Origin of the sequence: Acidimangrovimonas pyrenivorans, from assembly GCF_042643245.1 — a bacterium.
In the GTDB taxonomy this organism is placed as follows: Bacteria; Pseudomonadota; Alphaproteobacteria; order Rhodobacterales; family Rhodobacteraceae; genus Acidimangrovimonas; species Acidimangrovimonas pyrenivorans.
In genome coordinates this window covers 50,132-66,271 of the sequence record NZ_JBHRSK010000006.1, presented here as the reverse complement: position 1 = coordinate 66,271, position 16,140 = coordinate 50,132, and the positions used below count along the sequence as shown (strand labels likewise).

Annotated in this window: 14 protein-coding genes; 6 read left to right on the top strand and 8 right to left on the bottom strand. The window is 68.1% G+C overall.

Features of this window, described 5'->3' with window-relative positions; all coding sequences use genetic code 11:
- Nucleotides 1-7 precede the first annotated feature (7 nt).
- The 4 genes from ACFOES_RS10120 to sdhC are packed head-to-tail and all read right to left on the bottom strand — an operon-like array spanning nt 8 to nt 3,409.
- The gene (locus tag ACFOES_RS10120; protein ID WP_377833151.1) at nt 8-787 is read right to left on the bottom strand and encodes a succinate dehydrogenase iron-sulfur subunit; all 780 of its coding nucleotides are present in this window, start codon (nt 785-787) and stop codon (nt 8-10) included.
- 12 nt (nt 788-799) lie between these two features.
- Entirely contained in the window at nt 800-2,608 is a 1,809-nt protein-coding gene (gene sdhA, locus ACFOES_RS10115) for a succinate dehydrogenase flavoprotein subunit (protein ID WP_377833150.1), read from the bottom strand.
- 14 nt (nt 2,609-2,622) lie between these two features.
- Nucleotides 2,623-3,012 carry a succinate dehydrogenase, hydrophobic membrane anchor protein gene (sdhD, locus tag ACFOES_RS10110; protein ID WP_377833149.1) on the bottom strand — a complete coding sequence of 130 codons (390 nt, stop codon included), beginning with the start codon at nt 3,010-3,012 and terminating at the stop codon, nt 2,623-2,625.
- A 10-nt stretch (nt 3,013-3,022) separates the two neighbouring features.
- Nucleotides 3,023-3,409, bottom strand: coding sequence for a succinate dehydrogenase, cytochrome b556 subunit (gene sdhC / locus ACFOES_RS10105; protein ID WP_377833148.1), 387 nt, complete (start codon nt 3,407-3,409; stop codon nt 3,023-3,025).
- 501 nt (nt 3,410-3,910) lie between these two features.
- Here sdhC and ACFOES_RS10100 point away from each other — a divergent pair.
- From ACFOES_RS10100 to ACFOES_RS10085, 4 genes are all read left to right on the top strand, one after another.
- Nucleotides 3,911-4,795, top strand: coding sequence for an SPFH domain-containing protein (locus tag ACFOES_RS10100; protein ID WP_377833147.1), 885 nt, complete (start codon nt 3,911-3,913; stop codon nt 4,793-4,795).
- A complete protein-coding gene (locus ACFOES_RS10095) occupies nt 4,795-5,079 on the top strand; it encodes an NfeD family protein (RefSeq protein WP_377833146.1) in 285 nt (94 codons plus the stop codon). Before ACFOES_RS10100 ends, ACFOES_RS10095 begins: the two co-directional genes overlap by 1 nt.
- Before the next feature lie 33 nt (nt 5,080-5,112).
- Entirely contained in the window at nt 5,113-5,553 is a 441-nt protein-coding gene (locus ACFOES_RS10090; RefSeq protein WP_377833145.1) for an NUDIX hydrolase, read from the top strand.
- A 167-nt stretch (nt 5,554-5,720) separates the two neighbouring features.
- On the top strand, nt 5,721-6,110 hold the full coding sequence (locus ACFOES_RS10085) for a hypothetical protein (RefSeq protein WP_377833144.1): 390 nt from the start codon (nt 5,721-5,723) through the stop codon (nt 6,108-6,110).
- Nucleotides 6,111-6,140: 30 nt separating this feature from the next.
- Here the strand turns inward: ACFOES_RS10085 and pyrF are convergent, their stop codons facing one another.
- Nucleotides 6,141-6,857: an orotidine-5'-phosphate decarboxylase gene (pyrF, locus tag ACFOES_RS10080; protein ID WP_377833143.1), complete on the bottom strand. Its 717-nt coding sequence runs from the start codon at nt 6,855-6,857 to the stop codon at nt 6,141-6,143.
- A 401-nt stretch (nt 6,858-7,258) separates the two neighbouring features.
- Here pyrF and clpB point away from each other — a divergent pair, with 401 nt between their 5' ends.
- Nucleotides 7,259-9,874, top strand: a complete 2,616-nt coding sequence (gene clpB, locus ACFOES_RS10075; RefSeq protein WP_377833142.1) for an ATP-dependent chaperone ClpB — start codon at nt 7,259-7,261, stop codon at nt 9,872-9,874.
- Between the two features lie 101 nt (nt 9,875-9,975).
- On the opposite strand, the gene ACFOES_RS10070 is transcribed toward clpB, so the two are convergent.
- From ACFOES_RS10070 to pheT, 3 genes are all read right to left on the bottom strand, one after another.
- Nucleotides 9,976-11,337, bottom strand: coding sequence for an FkbM family methyltransferase (locus ACFOES_RS10070; RefSeq protein ID WP_377833141.1), 1,362 nt, complete (start codon nt 11,335-11,337; stop codon nt 9,976-9,978).
- A 121-nt stretch (nt 11,338-11,458) separates the two neighbouring features.
- Entirely contained in the window at nt 11,459-13,057 is a 1,599-nt protein-coding gene (locus tag ACFOES_RS10065) for a GMC family oxidoreductase (RefSeq protein WP_377833140.1), read from the bottom strand.
- A gap of 153 nt (nt 13,058-13,210) precedes the next feature.
- Complete coding sequence (gene pheT / locus ACFOES_RS10060) at nt 13,211-15,631, bottom strand: phenylalanine--tRNA ligase subunit beta (RefSeq protein ID WP_377833139.1); 2,421 nt, start codon at nt 15,629-15,631, stop codon at nt 13,211-13,213.
- Between the two features lie 193 nt (nt 15,632-15,824).
- Here pheT and ACFOES_RS10055 point away from each other — a divergent pair, with 193 nt between their 5' ends.
- A complete protein-coding gene (locus ACFOES_RS10055) occupies nt 15,825-16,016 on the top strand; it encodes a hypothetical protein (RefSeq protein WP_377833138.1) in 192 nt (63 codons plus the stop codon).
- Nucleotides 16,017-16,140 lie beyond the last annotated feature (124 nt).

Sequence of the window (16,140 nt, the reverse complement as noted above, 5' to 3'; positions counted from 1 at the left end):
GGGCAGCTTACATCACCCGCTCGACCATCATCTTCTTGATTTCCGCGATCGCCTTGGCCGGGTTGAGGCCTTTCGGGCAGGTCTTGGTGCAGTTCATGATGGTGTGGCAGCGATAGAGCTTGAACGGGTCTTCCAGCCCGTCCAGACGCTCACCGGTCGCCTCGTCGCGGCTGTCGATGATCCAGCGATAGGCGTGCAGCAGCGCCGCCGGGCCGAGGTAGCGGTCGCCGTTCCACCAGTAGCTCGGGCAGGAGGTCGAGCAGGACGCGCACATGACGCATTCATAGAGTCCGTCGAGCTTCTTGCGATCCTCGATCGACTGGCGCCATTCCTTGGCCGGGCGGTTGGTCTTGGTTTCCAGCCAGGGCATGATCGAGGCATGCTGAGCGTAGAAATGCGTCAGGTCGGGGATCAGGTCCTTGACCACCGGCATATGCGGCAGCGGGTAGATCTTGACGTCGCCCTTGACCTCGTCGAGGCCGTAGATGCAGGCCAGCGTGTTGATCCCGTCGATGTTCATCGCGCAGGAGCCGCAGATGCCCTCGCGGCAGGAGCGGCGGAAGGTCAGCGTCGGGTCGATCTCGTTCTTGATCTTGATCAGCGCGTCCAGAACCATCGGGCCGCACTTGTCCATATCGAGGAAATAGGTGTCGACCCGCGGGTTCTCGCCGTCATCCGGCGACCAGCGATAGATGATGAACTTGCGCACGTTGGCGGCGCCCGCAGGCTTCGGCCAGGTCTTGCCGGTGCGGATCTTCGAGTTCTTGGGAAGGGTGAACTGGACCATCTGACGACCTCCTCAATAAACCCGTTTCTTCGGCGCGATCTTCTTCAGGTCGATCCCGCCCTCTTCCGCCGTGGTCAGCGGATCGAGATGGACCGGCCGGTAGTCGAGCGTCACCTTGTTGCCCTCAACATGCGCCAGGCTGTGCTTGCGCCAGTTGGCGTCGTCGCGATCCGGATAGTCCTCGTGGGCATGCGCCCCGCGGCTTTCCTTGCGTGCCTCGGCCGCCACGATGGTGGCCAGCGCGTTGGGCATCAGGTTGGTCAGTTCCAGCGTTTCCATCAGGTCGCTGTTCCAGACCAGGCTGCGGTCGGTGACGGCGAGGTCGGCCATCTTCGGCGCCACCGTGCCGGTCATCTTCTCGACGCCCTCGGCCAGCGACTTGTCGGTGCGGAAGACGGCGGCATCGGCCTGCATGGTCTTCTGCATCTCCAGCCGCAGCTCGGCGGTCGGGATCGCCCCCTTGGCGTAGCGCAGCGCGTCGAAGCGTTCGAACGCCTTTTCCAGGCTGGCCTTGTTCAGCGTCGGGTTGGGCGCGGCGGGATCGACGATCTGGCCGGCGCGGATCGCCGCGGCGCGGCCGAAGACCACGAGGTCGATCAGCGAGTTCGAGCCCAGGCGGTTGGCGCCGTGGACCGAGGCGCAGCCGGCCTCGCCCACCGCCATCAGGCCAGGCGCCACCGCGTCCGGGTTGTCGGCGGTCGGGTTCAACACCTCGCCCCAGTAGTTGGTCGGGATGCCGCCCATGTTGTAGTGCACCGTCGGCAGCACCGGGATCGGCTCCTTGGTGACGTCGACGCCAGAGAAGATCCGGGCCGATTCCGAGATGCCGGGCAGGCGCTCGTGCAGGGTCTCGGCCGGGATGTGGCTCAGGTTGAGATGGATGTGGTCCTTCTCGTCGCCGACGCCGCGACCCTCGCGGATCTCGATGGTCATGCAGCGGCTGACGACGTCGCGGCTGGCCAGGTCCTTGTAGGTCGGGGCGTAGCGTTCCATGAACCGCTCGCCTTCCGAGTTGGTCAGGTAGCCGCCCTCGCCGCGTGCGCCCTCGGTGATCAGGCAGCCGGCGCCGTAGATCCCGGTGGGGTGGAACTGGACGAATTCCATGTCCTGCAGCGGCAGGCCGGCGCGGGCGACCATGCCGTTGCCGTCGCCGGTGCAGGTATGGGCCGAGGTGCAGGAGAAGAAGGCGCGGCCATAGCCGCCGGTCGCCAGCACCGTCATCTTGGCGTTGAAGACATGCATCGTGCCGTCATCGAGCTTCCAGGCCAGGATGCCCTGGCACTGGCCGTCTTCCGACATGATCAGGTCGATGGCGAAATACTCGATGAAGAACTCGGCCTTCTGCTTGAGCGACTGGCCGTAGAGCGTGTGCAGGATGGCGTGGCCGGTGCGGTCGGCGGCGGCGCAGGTGCGTTGCACCGGCGGGCCCTCGCCGAACTCGGTGGTATGGCCGCCGAACGGGCGCTGGTAGATCTTGCCCTCTTCGGTGCGCGAGAACGGCACGCCGTAATGTTCCAGCTCGTAGACCGCCTTGGGCGCCTCGCGGGCGAGGTACTCCATCGTGTCGGTATCGCCGAGCCAGTCCGAGCCCTTAACGGTATCGTACATGTGCCACTGCCAGTGGTCGGGGCCCATGTTGGACAGCGAGGCGGCGATGCCGCCCTGGGCGGCAACGGTGTGCGACCGGGTCGGGAAGACCTTGGTCACGCAGGCGGTGCGCAGGCCCTGCTCGGCCATGCCCAGGGTCGCGCGCAGGCCGGCGCCGCCGGCCCCCACCACGACCACGTCGTAGTCATGCGTCTCGTATTCGTAAGCAGACATTCAAGCTCTCCGGGTCAGGCGGCGATGGTGAGGAAGGCGATCTTGGCGACGGCGAACAGGCCGACGATCATGGCCGCGCGCCAGAACAGCGCGTTCACGATCAGCCAGCGCATCCGCGCGCGCTCGCCGCTCACGTAATCCTCGATGACGACCTGCAGCCCCAGCCGCAGGTGCTCGAACAGGGCCGCGATGAACATCAGGGCAATCAGCGCCGGCACCGGGCGGGAATAGGTGGCGATGACGGCGTCGTAGCCGCGGCCCAGAACGCCGACGAAAGTGTAGAGGAACAGCACCGCCGCCGGGATCAGGGCGATCGCCGAGAGGCGCTGGATGACGAAGTGATGGGTGCCATTCTTGGCCGAGCCGAGGCCGGCAACCCGCTTGTAATCGGTCTTGTAGGACATCCGTGCCTCCTCAGAACGCGATGATCAGGCTGATGACGGTCAGCACCAGCGACAGGATGACGGCGGTCCAGCCGGTCCGCGCCGACTGCTGCAGGCTGAGCCCGACGCCGGCATCCCAGCGCAGGTGGCGGATGCCGTTGAAGAAGTGGAACCAGAACGCCCAGAGCGAGCAGACCAGGATCAGGATGCCCAGCCACGAGGTCAGCAGGCCGTCGACGAAGGCGAAGTAGCCCGGGCCGGTCGCGGCGGCGATGAACCACCACACGATCAGCAGCGCGGCCAGCGCCATGCCGACGCCGGTGATCCGGTGCAGGATCGACAGGCTGGAGGTAATCTGCGGACGGTAGATCTGCAGATGCGGGGAGAGGGGGCGATCGCCCCGGTTCACGTCTGCCATTTGGTTCCCTCATTGTCTGACAGGCCCGCCGGTCGACGCGACCCACTGTCTTTTTCATGGATGAATACCGGTTTTTGCGCCCAAGTCACGCGCTCAGAGCCCGGATTCCGGCCAAATCCCTGTGCGGGCGCAGAAAATTTTGCGTTTGTGATCACTAATATTCCTCGCGCGATCACAAATTCTGGTCCGCGCGGCCGGTTTTGCCGAGTCGCCCGGCGGCCGTGCCCCCGAGCCGCGACGCATCCGAAACGATGCCGCAAAGGTGATCACACGCATCGGCGGCCGGCCGGGGCGGAAACAGGGCCGGGGGCGCTGCCCCCGGACCCCCGGGATATTTGTGTGAAGATGAAAGGCAGCGTTCGCGGCGTGGCGCGGCGTGGCGGGGTGGGGCGTGGCGGGGTGGGGCGCGGGGCGCTGGCGCCGGGTATGGTGTCGCGGCTTTTCACGCGCCGCCGTTGCGGGCATAGTCGCGACAGGTTCAGGCGGATTTCGAGGCGGGACATGGATATCAGTCAATTCATCGGTGGCAACGGCGTGACGATCTTTCTTGCCGCCTTCGTGCTGCTGTCGGTCTATCTGGCGGTGCGGATCGTGCCGCAGTCGGAAAAGCATGTCGTCGAGCGGTTCGGCCGGCTGCGCGCCGTGCTCGGCCCCGGCATCAACTTCATCGTGCCGTTCCTCGACCGGGTGGCGCACAAGGTGTCGATCCTCGAACGGCAATTGCCCAATGCCGAGCAGGACGCGATCACCAAGGACAACGTGCTGGTGAAGGTCGAGACCTCAGTCTTCTACCGCATCCTCGAACCCGAGAAGACCGTCTACCGGATCCGCGACGTCGACGGTGCCATCGCCACCACGGTGGCCGGCATCGTCCGCGCCGGCATCGGCGAGATGGATCTGGACGAGGTCCAGTCGAACCGCCAGCAGCTGATCGACCAGATCAAGGCGCAGGTCGCCTATGCGGTCGAGGACTGGGGCATCGAGGTGACGCGGGCCGAGATTCTCGACGTCAATCTCGACCAGGCGACCCGCGACGCGATGCTCCAGCAGCTCAATGCCGAGCGGGCGCGACGGGCGCAGGTGACCGAGGCCGAGGGCAAGAAGCGCGCCATCGAGCTCAAGGCCGATGCCGATCTTTACGCGGCGCAGAAATCGGCCGAGGCGCGCCGGGTCAGCGCCGAGGCCGAGGCCTATGCCACTGGCGTCGTCGCCAAGGCGATCGCCGATAACGGCCTCGAGGCGGCGCAATACCAGGTGGCGCTGAAGCAGGTCGAGGCGCTGGCGGCGGTGGCCGTGGGCGAGGGCAACCAGACCATCGTCATGCCGGCCAGCGCGATCGAGGCTTTCGGCGACGCCTTCAAGCTGCTCAAGGGGAGAGGCACGTGATGTGGGCGCAATGGTGGGTCTGGGTGGTCGGCGGGCTGATCCTCGGCATTCTCGAAGTGCTCGCCCCTGCCTTCATCTTTCTCGGCTTCGCGATCGGCGCCGTGCTGACCGGGGTCATCCTGTGGCTCGGCCTGCCGCTGTCGGGCTGGATGGGCGAGTCGCTGCCGCGGCATTTCCTGGTCTTCGGCGTGCTGTCGCTGATCGCCTGGATCGTGCTGCGGTCGATCTTCGGCATTCGCAAGGGCCAGGTCCGGATCGTGCATCATGACATCAACGAGGACTGAAACCCGGCCGGGCGGCGCCGCGAGCACTGACCGGTGACCGCCGCCGGCGCGCGTTTCACCGGCGCCAAGCTGGCGCTGCTCCACGGCGGCGCGGTGCTGACCATCCTGCGCGACGACATCCCCGATATTCCGTTTCCCGGCTTCTGGGATCTGCCGGGCGGTGGGCGCGAGGGCGACGAGACGCCCGAGGCCTGCGTCCTGCGCGAGCTGCGGGAAGAGCTGGGGCTGCGGCTCGATCCGGCGCGCCTGGTCTGGCGGTCGGTCCACCCGTCCGCGGTCGTGCCGGGCACGACCGGGCACTTCTTCGCCGCCCGGATCACCCCGGCCGAGATCGTCGCGATCCGCTTTGGCGACGAGGGCCAGGGCTGGCGGATGATGCCCGTCGCCGCGTTCCTGGGCCATGACAGGGCGGTGCCCTTCCTGCGGGCGCGGTTGCGGCAGTGCCTGGGACGGGTCCGGCAGGACGGGGCCTAGCAGGCGGCGCCGCGCCGGGGCGGCCGTCACGCGACGAAACGAAGAATGGAGGTGCGGCCCGGCCGGGAACCGCATAGAGTCGCCGTGAGGGAGGGGGTGAGAGCCGGAACGGCGCCCAGGCCGGCATTGATCGGCGGGGCGGCGTTTCTATGTGCTGGGGTGGTGGCTTGGCGGAAGACAAGGCGCCATCACGGAAGGAGCAGGTATTGGAAGATCGAGACCTTCCGCAACAGAGCCCGGCCCCGAAGGGGGCTCGCCCAGTCCGCGACGTGAGTACCGAGTGGCTGCTGCTGGTCCTGGGGATCGCGATCGTGTTTTTCATGGGCATGGCCATCTGGGTCAGCTACAGCGGCAGCCACCCTGCCTATGTCGCGACTCCCCCGATGGCAGAGGTGCCGCCGCCCGGCAAGCTGCGACTGCCGCCGCCAAACGCCGATATCTCGGGCACCGCGCCCGACGCCGCGGCGCCGGCCGTTCCGGTGCGGCCGGAGAAACATCCACCCGGTTCCGAGCCCGGTTCCGAGGCGGCGCCGGGCAGTGAAACGGTGAATCCCTGAGTGCTCCCCGAGCGGCAGGGCCCGCCCGGCTCAGTGATTGGGCTGCCGGGCCTGGGCCGAATTCAGTTCCGCCACCACCGCCTGGGCCGCGGCGCGCGGGTCGGCTGCGCGCCAGATCGGCCGGCCGACGACGACATGGTTGGCGCCGTCGGCGATTGCCTGCGCCGGGGTCGCGACGCGTTTCTGGTCGCCCAGCTCGGCGCCGGCCGGCCGCACGCCCGGGGTCACGATCAGCCGGCCCTCGGCATTGGGCAGTGCCCGGATCCGGGCGGCTTCTTGCGGCGAGGCGATGACGCCGTCGGCGCCGGCCTCGAAGGCGCGGGCAGCGCGCTCGAGGACGATCTCGGAAACGTCGCCGGGCCGGATCAGGTTGGCGTCGAGATCGGCGCGGTCGAGCGAGGTGAGAACGGTGACGGCGAGGATCTTCATCTCGCTGCCGCCCTTGCCCTCGGCCGCGGCGCGGACCACCTGCGGGTCGCCATGGACGGTGAGGAAGTCGGGCGCGTGCTGGGCGACGCCGCGCACCGCGGCTTCGATCGTCGCGCCGATGTCGAACAGCTTGAGATCGAGGAAGACGCGCTTGCCCAGCTCCTGCTTGAGCTCGTTGGCCAGCGCCAGGCCGCCGCCGGTCAGCATCCCCAGCCCGATCTTGTAGAACGAGACGGCATCGCCGATTCGCTCCACCAGGTCGAGCCCTTCCAGCACGTTCGGCACGTCGAGTGCCACGATCAAGCGGTCGTCAGCCATGGGTCATCTCCGGGATTTCGGCCTTCCTAGTCCAGGCGGGGCCTTCGGACAAGATGCGGTTGCGCCGCGCCTTGCGCGTCGCGCTGGCGGGGCGCTGTCTGCCCTGTCACCATTGGGCTTGGACAATGGCGCCGCGTACTGGCGGGGGGCTGTCTGCCCCCCGCCCCCCCCCCCCACACCCGCCGAGGATATTTTCGAGCAGAAAGTGGGGCCGGGGCGGAGTTGCGGCCGGTACCGCGGCGGGTGGGGGCAGGGCCTTCGCTCTATCTGTCACATTTCCCGCACAGGTGGCCTTGCAGCGGGCTGCGGGGCAACCCACATTCCTTTCAAGGCCTGCGAGAGGGGCGTGCCGCGTTGCCGGGCGTTCCGAGGGACAGGTGCTAGGGAAAGGAGTTTCACCGATGAACCTGGAAAAGTTCACGGAACGGTCGCGCGGTTTCCTCCAGGCCGCCCAGACCATCGCGATGCGGGAAAGCCACCAGCGGCTGGCGCCCGAGCATCTGCTGAAAGCGCTCATGGATGACGAGGAGGGGCTTGCCTCGAACCTGATCAAGCGGTCGGGCGGCGAACCTTTGCGCGTGACCGAGGCGGTCGAGCTGGCCCTCGGCAAGCTGCCGAAAGTGTCGGGGGATGCCGGCCAGGTCTACATGGACCCGACGCTGGGCCGGGTGCTGGACGAGGCCGAGAAGATCGCCAAGAAGGCGGGTGACAGTTTCGTGCCGGTCGAGCGCGTGCTGATGGCGCTGGCCATGGTCAAGTCGAAGGCCAAGGACGCGCTGGAGGCCGGCGCGGTCAACGCCCAGGCGCTCAACGCCGCGATCAACGATATCCGCAAGGGCCGCACGGCCGACAGCGCCTCGGCCGAGGAAGGCTATGACGCGCTGAAGAAATACGCCCGCGACCTGACCGAGGCCGCCGAAGAGGGCAAGATCGACCCGATCATCGGCCGCGACGAGGAAATCCGCCGCACCATGCAGGTGCTGAGCCGGCGGACCAAGAACAACCCGGTGCTGATCGGCGAACCCGGCGTCGGCAAGACCGCCATCGCCGAGGGCCTGGCCCTGCGCATCGTCAATGGCGACGTGCCCGAGAGCTTGCAGAACAAGAAGCTGCTGGCGCTGGACATGGGCGCGCTGATCGCCGGGGCGAAATATCGCGGCGAATTCGAGGAACGGCTGAAGGCGATCCTGTCCGAGATCACCGCCGCGGCGGGCGAGATCATCCTGTTCATCGACGAGATGCACACGCTGGTCGGCGCCGGCAAGGCCGACGGGGCGATGGATGCCTCGAACCTGCTCAAGCCGGCGCTGGCGCGCGGTGAGCTGCACTGCGTCGGCGCGACCACGCTCGACGAGTATCGCAAGCATGTCGAGAAGGACGCGGCTCTGGCCCGCCGGTTCCAGCCGGTGATGGTCGAGGAGCCGACGGTCGAGGACACGGTTTCGATCCTGCGCGGCATCAAGGAGAAATACGAGCTGCACCACGGCGTGCGGATCAGTGACTCGGCGCTGGTGGCGGCGGCGACCCTGTCGCATCGCTACATCACCGACCGCTTCCTGCCCGACAAGGCGATCGACCTTGTCGACGAGGCGGCCAGCCGGCTGCGGATGGAGGTCGACAGCAAGCCCGAGGAGCTGGACGCGCTCGACCGCGACATCCTGCAGAAGCAGATCGAGGCCGAGGCCCTGCGCAAGGAGGACGACGCCGCCTCGAAGGACCGGCTCGAGAAGCTCGAGAAGGAACTGGCCGAGCTGCAGGAGCGGTCGTCCGAGATGACCGCCAAGTGGCAGGCCGAGCGCGACAAGCTGGAAAGCGCCCGCGACCTCAAGGAGCAACTCGACGCCGCCCGCAACGAGCTCGATGCGGCCAAGCGCGCCGGCAACCTGGCCCGGGCCGGGGAGCTGTCCTACGGCATCATCCCCGAGCTCGAGCGCAAGCTGAGCGAGGCCGAGAATGCCGAAGAGGATGTCATGGTGGAAGAGGCCGTGCGGCCCGAGCAGATTGCCCAGGTGGTCGAACGCTGGACCGGCATCCCGACCTCGAAGATGCTGGAGGGCGAGCGCGAGAAGCTGCTCCACATGGAAGGGGAACTGGGCAAGCGCGTCATCGGCCAGCGCCAGGCGGTGATCGCCGTCTCGAACGCGGTGCGCCGGGCGCGCGCCGGGCTGAACGACGAGAACCGGCCGCTGGGCTCGTTCCTGTTCCTCGGCCCGACCGGCGTCGGCAAGACCGAGCTGACCAAGACCTTGGCCGAATACCTCTTCGACGACGACAAGGCGATGGTCCGCATCGACATGTCCGAGTTCATGGAGAAGCATTCGGTGAGCCGCCTGATCGGCGCCCCGCCCGGCTATGTCGGCTATGACGAGGGCGGCGTCCTGACCGAGGCGGTGCGGCGCCGGCCCTACCAGGTCGTGCTGTTCGACGAGGTCGAGAAGGCGCATCCGGAGGTCTTCAACGTGCTGCTGCAGGTGCTCGACGACGGCCAGTTGACCGACGGCCAGGGCCGCACGGTCGACTTCAAGCAGACGCTGATCGTGCTGACCTCGAACCTCGGCAGCCAGGCGCTGAGCCAGCTGCCCGAGGGCGCCGACAGCAGCCAGGCGCGGCGCGACGTGATGGATGCGGTGCGGGCCCATTTCCGGCCCGAGTTCCTCAACCGTCTCGACGACATGATCGTCTTCGACCGGCTGACCCGGGCGGACATGGACGGCATCGTCTCGATCCAGCTCAACCTGCTGCAGAAGCGGCTGGCCGGGCGCAAGATCTCGCTCGAGCTCGACGAGGCGGCGAAGAAGTGGCTCGCCGACGAAGGCTACGATCCGGTCTATGGCGCCCGTCCGCTCAAGCGGGTGATCCAGCGCGCGCTGCAGGACCCGCTGGCCGAGATGCTGCTGGGCGGTGAGGTGATGGACGGTGCGGTGGTGCCGGTGACGGCCGGGGCCGAAGGGCTGATCATCGGCGAGCGTGTCGGTAATTCCGACCGCCAGCCGCCGCAGGACGCGGTGCTGCACTGATCGCTTGCTGATCGACGGGAAAGGCCGGGCCGGGTGCCCGGCCTTTTCTTATGCTCGGGGGAACAAGCCTTGTGCCGGGCCGATGCCTCCGTTCTTCCCCCTCACGCGAAGGCGGCATGCTCCTCGGGCAGCAGGAAGTAATCCATCGTGTGGACGTAAGGCGCGCTGTCGGCCAGCACGTAGCCATGGGCGCGGGCCCAGCCCTGGTGGAAGGGGATGATGTTCTCGCGCTTGACCTCGATCCACAGCACCGGGCGGTCGCGGGCGATGATCTTCTCGGCCCCGGCCAGCACTTCCAGCTCCATCCCCTCGGCGTCGATCTTGATGAAATCGACCTTCTCGCCGCCCAGCAGGTCGTCCAGCGCCACGACCTCGAGACCGCCCTGCGGATCGGCGACGAGGTAGGTGGCGCCCAGGTTGTCGGCATTCTCGGTCTCGGCGCGGAACCGTCCCGCGTCCCGCCCGGCCCCCAGCCCGATGCCGCGCCGGTCGATCAGCCCGTCCAGCCCGTTGGCCGCGATATTGGCGTCGAGCAGGGCGATGGCGGCCGGGTTCGGTTCGACCGGCAGGATTGTCGCCGGTTTCAGGTGCTGGGCATACCAGACGACGTGGTTGCCGATATTGGCGCCGACCTCGACGATCCGCGCGCCCGGCCTGACCCACTGCGGTAGCCGGGCGAGCGAGCTTGCCTCGAAGAAGGTCCCGGCAAGGTAATGCTGCTGGATCAGGTCGGTCGGGTTGGTGACCTGCATCCGCGCCGTCACGCCGTCATGGCCGACCTCGCGCCACAAGGGGTTGGCCGCGACCGTCTCGGCCCAGAGCCGGGCGACGGCCGCCGTCCAGTCGCTGCCGCTGGCGCTGCGCGGGCCGGTGGAATGGGCGCCGCGGCGGACGATGTAGAAGATCTCGGGCCGCTTGGTGCAGTGGTGATCCCGCCACAGCCGGTAGTAATAGGCATAGTCCTCGCCGGTATCCATCGCCTCGTCGAAGCCGATCGCGGCGATCACCTCGGTGCGGACGAAATGGCCCATGATGACGTTGACGAAGGGATCGACGGCAAGGAACTCCTCGAAGCTGTCGATCCGCTCGGGCTGGCCCTCGCGCAGTTCCGGTTCTCCGGCGTCGTTGAGGGTGCAGATCAGGCCGAAGACGGCGTCGAGCGTCGGATCCTCGGCCAGCACGGCGCCGAAGCTCGCGAAGGCGTTGGGGGCGAGGAAGTCGTCGGCATCGCAGAAGAACAGCCACTCGATCCCGTCGGCCTGCGCCTGCCGGATCGCCGCGTTGCGCCGGTTCGAGCGGCCGTGTTCGCCACGGGTGTCGTCCATCGGGTAGAGCACGACCTCCTCGAACGGGCCGATACCAAAGTCGATGGCGCGCTGGATCGAGGGCAGGCAATCGTTCTGGAACAGCTCGGCATGGCCCGGCCCGACCGGCGTGACGATCCCGCATCTCATCCTGCTCATCCCCTTTGTTCTTGCCGGACAGAGGTCCGGAACGTTCTCAGGATAGACCGGCTGGCGGCGCGTCGGTCAACCGGTGCCGGGGGATTTTGCGGGCGGCGTGTCCTTGTGTCCGCCCTGCTGCCTAGCCGCGGATCATTTCGGCGGCGCGCTCCGCGATCATGATCGTCGGCGCGTTGGTGTTGCCGCCGATCAGCCGTGGCATCACCGAGGCGTCGACGACGCGCAGCCCGTCGATCCCGCGCAGCCGCAGCGCCGGGTCGACCACCGCCAGCGCGTCCTGGCCCATGCGGCAGGTGCCGACCGGGTGATAGACGGTGTCGGCCCGGTTGCGGATATCGGCTTCGAGCGCGGCATCGCTGCCGTCATGGGCATAGAGCCGCTTGCCGCGCCAGGGCGCCAGCGGTTCGGCCTTCAGGATGCGGTCGAGCATCCGCGCACCGGTCTTCATCAGGGCGATATCGGCCGGGTCGGTCAGGAAGCCCGGGTCGATGCGCGGTGCCGAGGCCGGGTTGGCGTCGGTCAGCCCGACCGTGCCACGGCTTTCCGGCCGCAGGGCGCAGATATGGGCGGAATAGCCGTCCGCCAGGTGCAGCTTGCGCATGTGTTCGTCGACGATGCCGACGACGAAGTGGATTTGCAGGTCGGGCCGGGTGAGCTCGGGCCGCGATTTCAGGAAGGCCCCGCCCTCGGCCATCGGCGAGGCGAAGAGGCCGGTACCGGTCTTGCGCCAGCGCAGCGCCGCGCGGCCCAGCCGGCCCAGCCCGCGCGGGTTGAGGCCGACGACATCGCGGCGCCGCGATTCGTGGGTCAGGATGTAGTCGATATGGTCCTGCAGGTTCTGGCCGACGCCGGGCAGCTCATGCACCACCTCGATGCCATGGGCGCGCAGCTCGTCCGCCGGGCCGATGCCCGACAGCATCAGAAGCTGCGGCGATCCGAAGGCGCCGCCCGAGACGATCACCTCGCGCCGCGCCTCCAGCGCGATCTGCTTGCCGCCCTGCCGCACCAGCGCCCCGGTCGCGCGGCCATTCGCGATCACGATCCTCTCGGCCCGCGCCTTGGTCAGCACGGTCAGGTTCTTGCGTCCCAGCACCGGCAGCAGGTAGGCGGCGGCGGCCGAGCAGCGTTCGCCCTTGCGTTCGCCGTCGAAGAACTGCGTCACCTGGTAGAGCCCGGCGCCCTCCTGCTCGGGGCCGTTGAAATCGGCGTTGCGCGGGATTTGCAGCGTTTCGCAGGCCGCGACGAAAGCCTCGGCAACCTTGCGCGGGGCGCTCTGGTCGGCGACCTGCAGCGCGCCGTCAGCGCCGTGCAGGGCATCGGCACCGCGCATGTTGCGCTCGGACTGCTGGAACCAGGGCAGGCAGCTTTGCCAGTCCCAGCCCTCGGCGCCCAGTTCGGCCCAGTCGTCGTAATCGGAGGGATGGCCGCGGACATAGAGCATGGCATTGATCGCCGAGGAGCCGCCCAGGGCCCTGCCGCGCGGCTGGAAGCCACGGCGGCCGTTCAACCCGCGTTGCGACACGGTCTGGAAGGCCCAGTTGTTGATCTTGGGCCGGCCCGAGATCATCGCCGCTACCAGTGCCGGGGCACGGATGAAGATGTCGTTGCCGCCGCCGCCGGCCTCGACCAGGCAGACCGAGACCCGCGGATCCTCCGACAGCCGCGCCGCCAGCACCGCGCCGGCCGAGCCGCCGCCGAGAATCAGGTAGTCGTATTGCATCGCGCCCTCCCGTTGCGGGCGTCCTCCGCCCCCGCCGGGACGAGCCTAGGCAATTGCCGCGGCTTGGCAAACCCGACGCTGGGGCAACCCGGGGGGCGGGCACGAAAAAGGGGGCCGCGGCGGGCCCCCTTCGCGATCCCCTTGCGGCAGGCCTCAGCCGCGCAGCACGCCGCCGGTAGCCTTGGCGACCTTCTCGACGATCTTGGCGCTGACCGCCTCGATCTCCTCGTCGGTCAGGGTCTTGTCCTTCGGCTGCAGCCGGACCGAGATGGCGAGCGATTTCTTGCCTTCGCCCATCTGCGCCTCGGCCTTCTCGCCGGTGAACTGGTCGAAGACCGAGACCTTCTCGATCAGCGCCTTGTCGGCGCCCTGCGCCGCATTGACCAGGGTCAGGGCCTCGACCTGGGCGTCGACGACGAAGGCGAAATCACGCTCGACCGCCTGCAGGTCAGAGAGCGCCAGCGCCGGCCGGGTGGCCGTCTTGGCCTTGGGCATCGGCACGTTGGAGATGTGCAGGGTGAAGGCCACCGCCGGACCCTTGACGCCGAGGGCGTTCAGCACCTTGGGATGCAGCTCGCCGAAGCTGGCCAGGACGTTCGGCCCCAGCGCCATCCGACCCGCGCGGCCGGGGTGCCACCAGGGATCGACCTTGCGGTTGATCTGCATCCGCGCCGGAGCGCCGATGGTCGACAGCACCGCCTCGGCATCGGCCTTGGCATCGTAGAGATCCACCGGCCGGCGCGAGCCATAGGGATCGCGCGGGGCCGAGCAGCCGACCAGCAGGCCGGTCGCCTGCACGTCCTGCTCGCCCGGCTCGCCGCCATGGAAGGCCGGGCCGATCTCGAACAGGGCGAGGTCCATGAAGCCCCGTGCCTGGTTGCGGGCGGCGGCCTGCAGCAGGCCGGGCAGCAGGTCGGGCCGCATATGGGTCATCTCGGACGAGATCGGGTTGTCGATGCGCAGCGCGTCCTGGCCGCCGCCGAACAGCGCGGCCGCGGCCTGGTCGATGAAGCTGTAGCTGACGCATTCGTTGTAGCCCAGCCCGGCCAGCATCCGCCGCGCGGCGTTCTCGCGCCGCTGCATCGGCGTCAGGATCGGGGCCGGCACGCCGGTCTGCACCCGCGCCATCGGCTTGCCTTCCAGCTTGGTCAGCGAGGCGACGCGCGCCACCTCTTCCACCAGGTCGGCCGAGCCGAGCACGTCGGGCCGCCAGCTCGGCGGGTAGGCCATGTCGCCGTCGAGCTCGAAGCCGAGCGCCTCGAGCGTGCGGCGCTGCTCCTCGGCCGGGATCTCCATCCCGACCAGCGATTGCACCCGGTCGGTATCCAGCTTGTAGCCGCGGCGGGTGTCCGGCACCGCGCCGTCCATCACCACCTCGGAGGCCTCGCCGCCGCAGAGTTCCAGCACCATTTGGGTGGCCATTTCCAGCCCGGGCAGGGTGAATTCGGGATCGACGCCGCGTTCGAAACGGTAGCGGGCGTCGGAATTGATCTTCAGCGCCCGGCCGGTGGTGGCCACGGTGATCGGGTCCCAGTAGGCGCTTTCAAGGAAGACGTCGACGGTCTCCTCGGTGCAGCCCGAATGCTCGCCGCCCATGATGCCGGCGATCGACTCGACGCCGCTGTCGTCCGAGATCGCCATCATCCCCGGCTGCAGCGTGTAGGTCTTGCCGTCGAGCGCCAGGATCTCCTCGCCGCCCTTGGCCGGGTGGATGCGCAACTCGCCGCCCGCCACCTTGGCGACGTCGAAGACGTGCAGCGGCCGGTTCTGGTCCATGGTGAAGAAGTTGGTGATGTCGACCAGCGCCGAGATCGGCCGCAGCCCGATGGCGCGCAGCCGGGCCTGGAGCCAGGCCGGCGAGGGGCCGTTCTTGACGCCGCGGATCACCCGGCCGGCGAAGAGCGGGCAGCCCTTCTCCTTCAGCGCCGGGTCGATGCTCACGCTGACCGGGCTCTTGAACGAACCGGCGACCGGTTCGATGGTCTGCGGTTTCAGCGTGCCCAGGCCGCGCGCGGCCAGGTCGCGGGCGACGCCGCGGATGCCCAGGCCGTCGGGCCGGTTCGGGGTGATCTTGATGTAGATCATCGGGTCGTTGAGACCGCGATAGTCGATGAAACGCTCGCCCAGCGGCGCGTCCTCGGGCAGGTCGATGATGCCGTCGTGATCCTCCGAGATCATCAGCTCGCGCTCGGAGCACAGCATGCCGTTCGACTCGACGCCGCGGATCACGCCGGGCTTGAGGTCGACGCCGGTGCCGGGGACATGGGTGCCGACCGGGGCGAAGACGCCGACAAGGCCGGTGCGGGCATTCGGCGCGCCGCAGACCACCTGGACCTCCTCGGTCTTGCCGCCGGGACCTTCCGGGTAGGTCTCGACCCGGCACAGCCGCAGCCGGTCGGCATTGGGATGCTGGACCGCCTCGATCACCCGGCAGATGCGAAAGACGCCCAGCGTGTCCTCGGGATTCTCGACCTCCTCGACCTCGAGGCCGAGATCGGTAAGGGCATAGAGGATGTCATCGAGGCTCGCCTCGGTCTCGAGGTGATCCTTCAGCCAGGACAGGGTGAATTTCATCGCCGGGATCCTTCGGATTTCGTGCCGCGTCTTGCGCCTCGGCGGCTTAACGCAAAGCCGGCGCGAGGGAAAGGCCCGCACCGCCGCAGCCACCGCGACAGGGCATCGGCATTTCCGAACCGGAAACGGAGAGTTGCCGAGCTGCCTTGCAAATGCCACATTTCGCCGGGGAATTTCATGTATAAGACACATTATGGACCAAATTCTTGCCATTCCCCAGGGCCGCAAACGGCAGAACATCCCGCTGATGTGTTCGATCATGGCGGTGACGGCGATTCTGATGCTGAGCTACATCAACGTCCTCTCCGTCCCGGTGAAGGTCTCGCACCCCGAGCCGTCGGCCATGCACATGCACGGGTTGATCGTCGCCTCTGCCGACGACTGAGCCCCGATCCGATCCGGATGCCAAAGCCCCGTCACGCGGGGTTTTTCTGTTATTCCAAGATGTTGAGCCGGGTGCCCGGGCCTTCCAAATTGCCGCGCCGCATGCGACAGTCGGGCGAAATCCG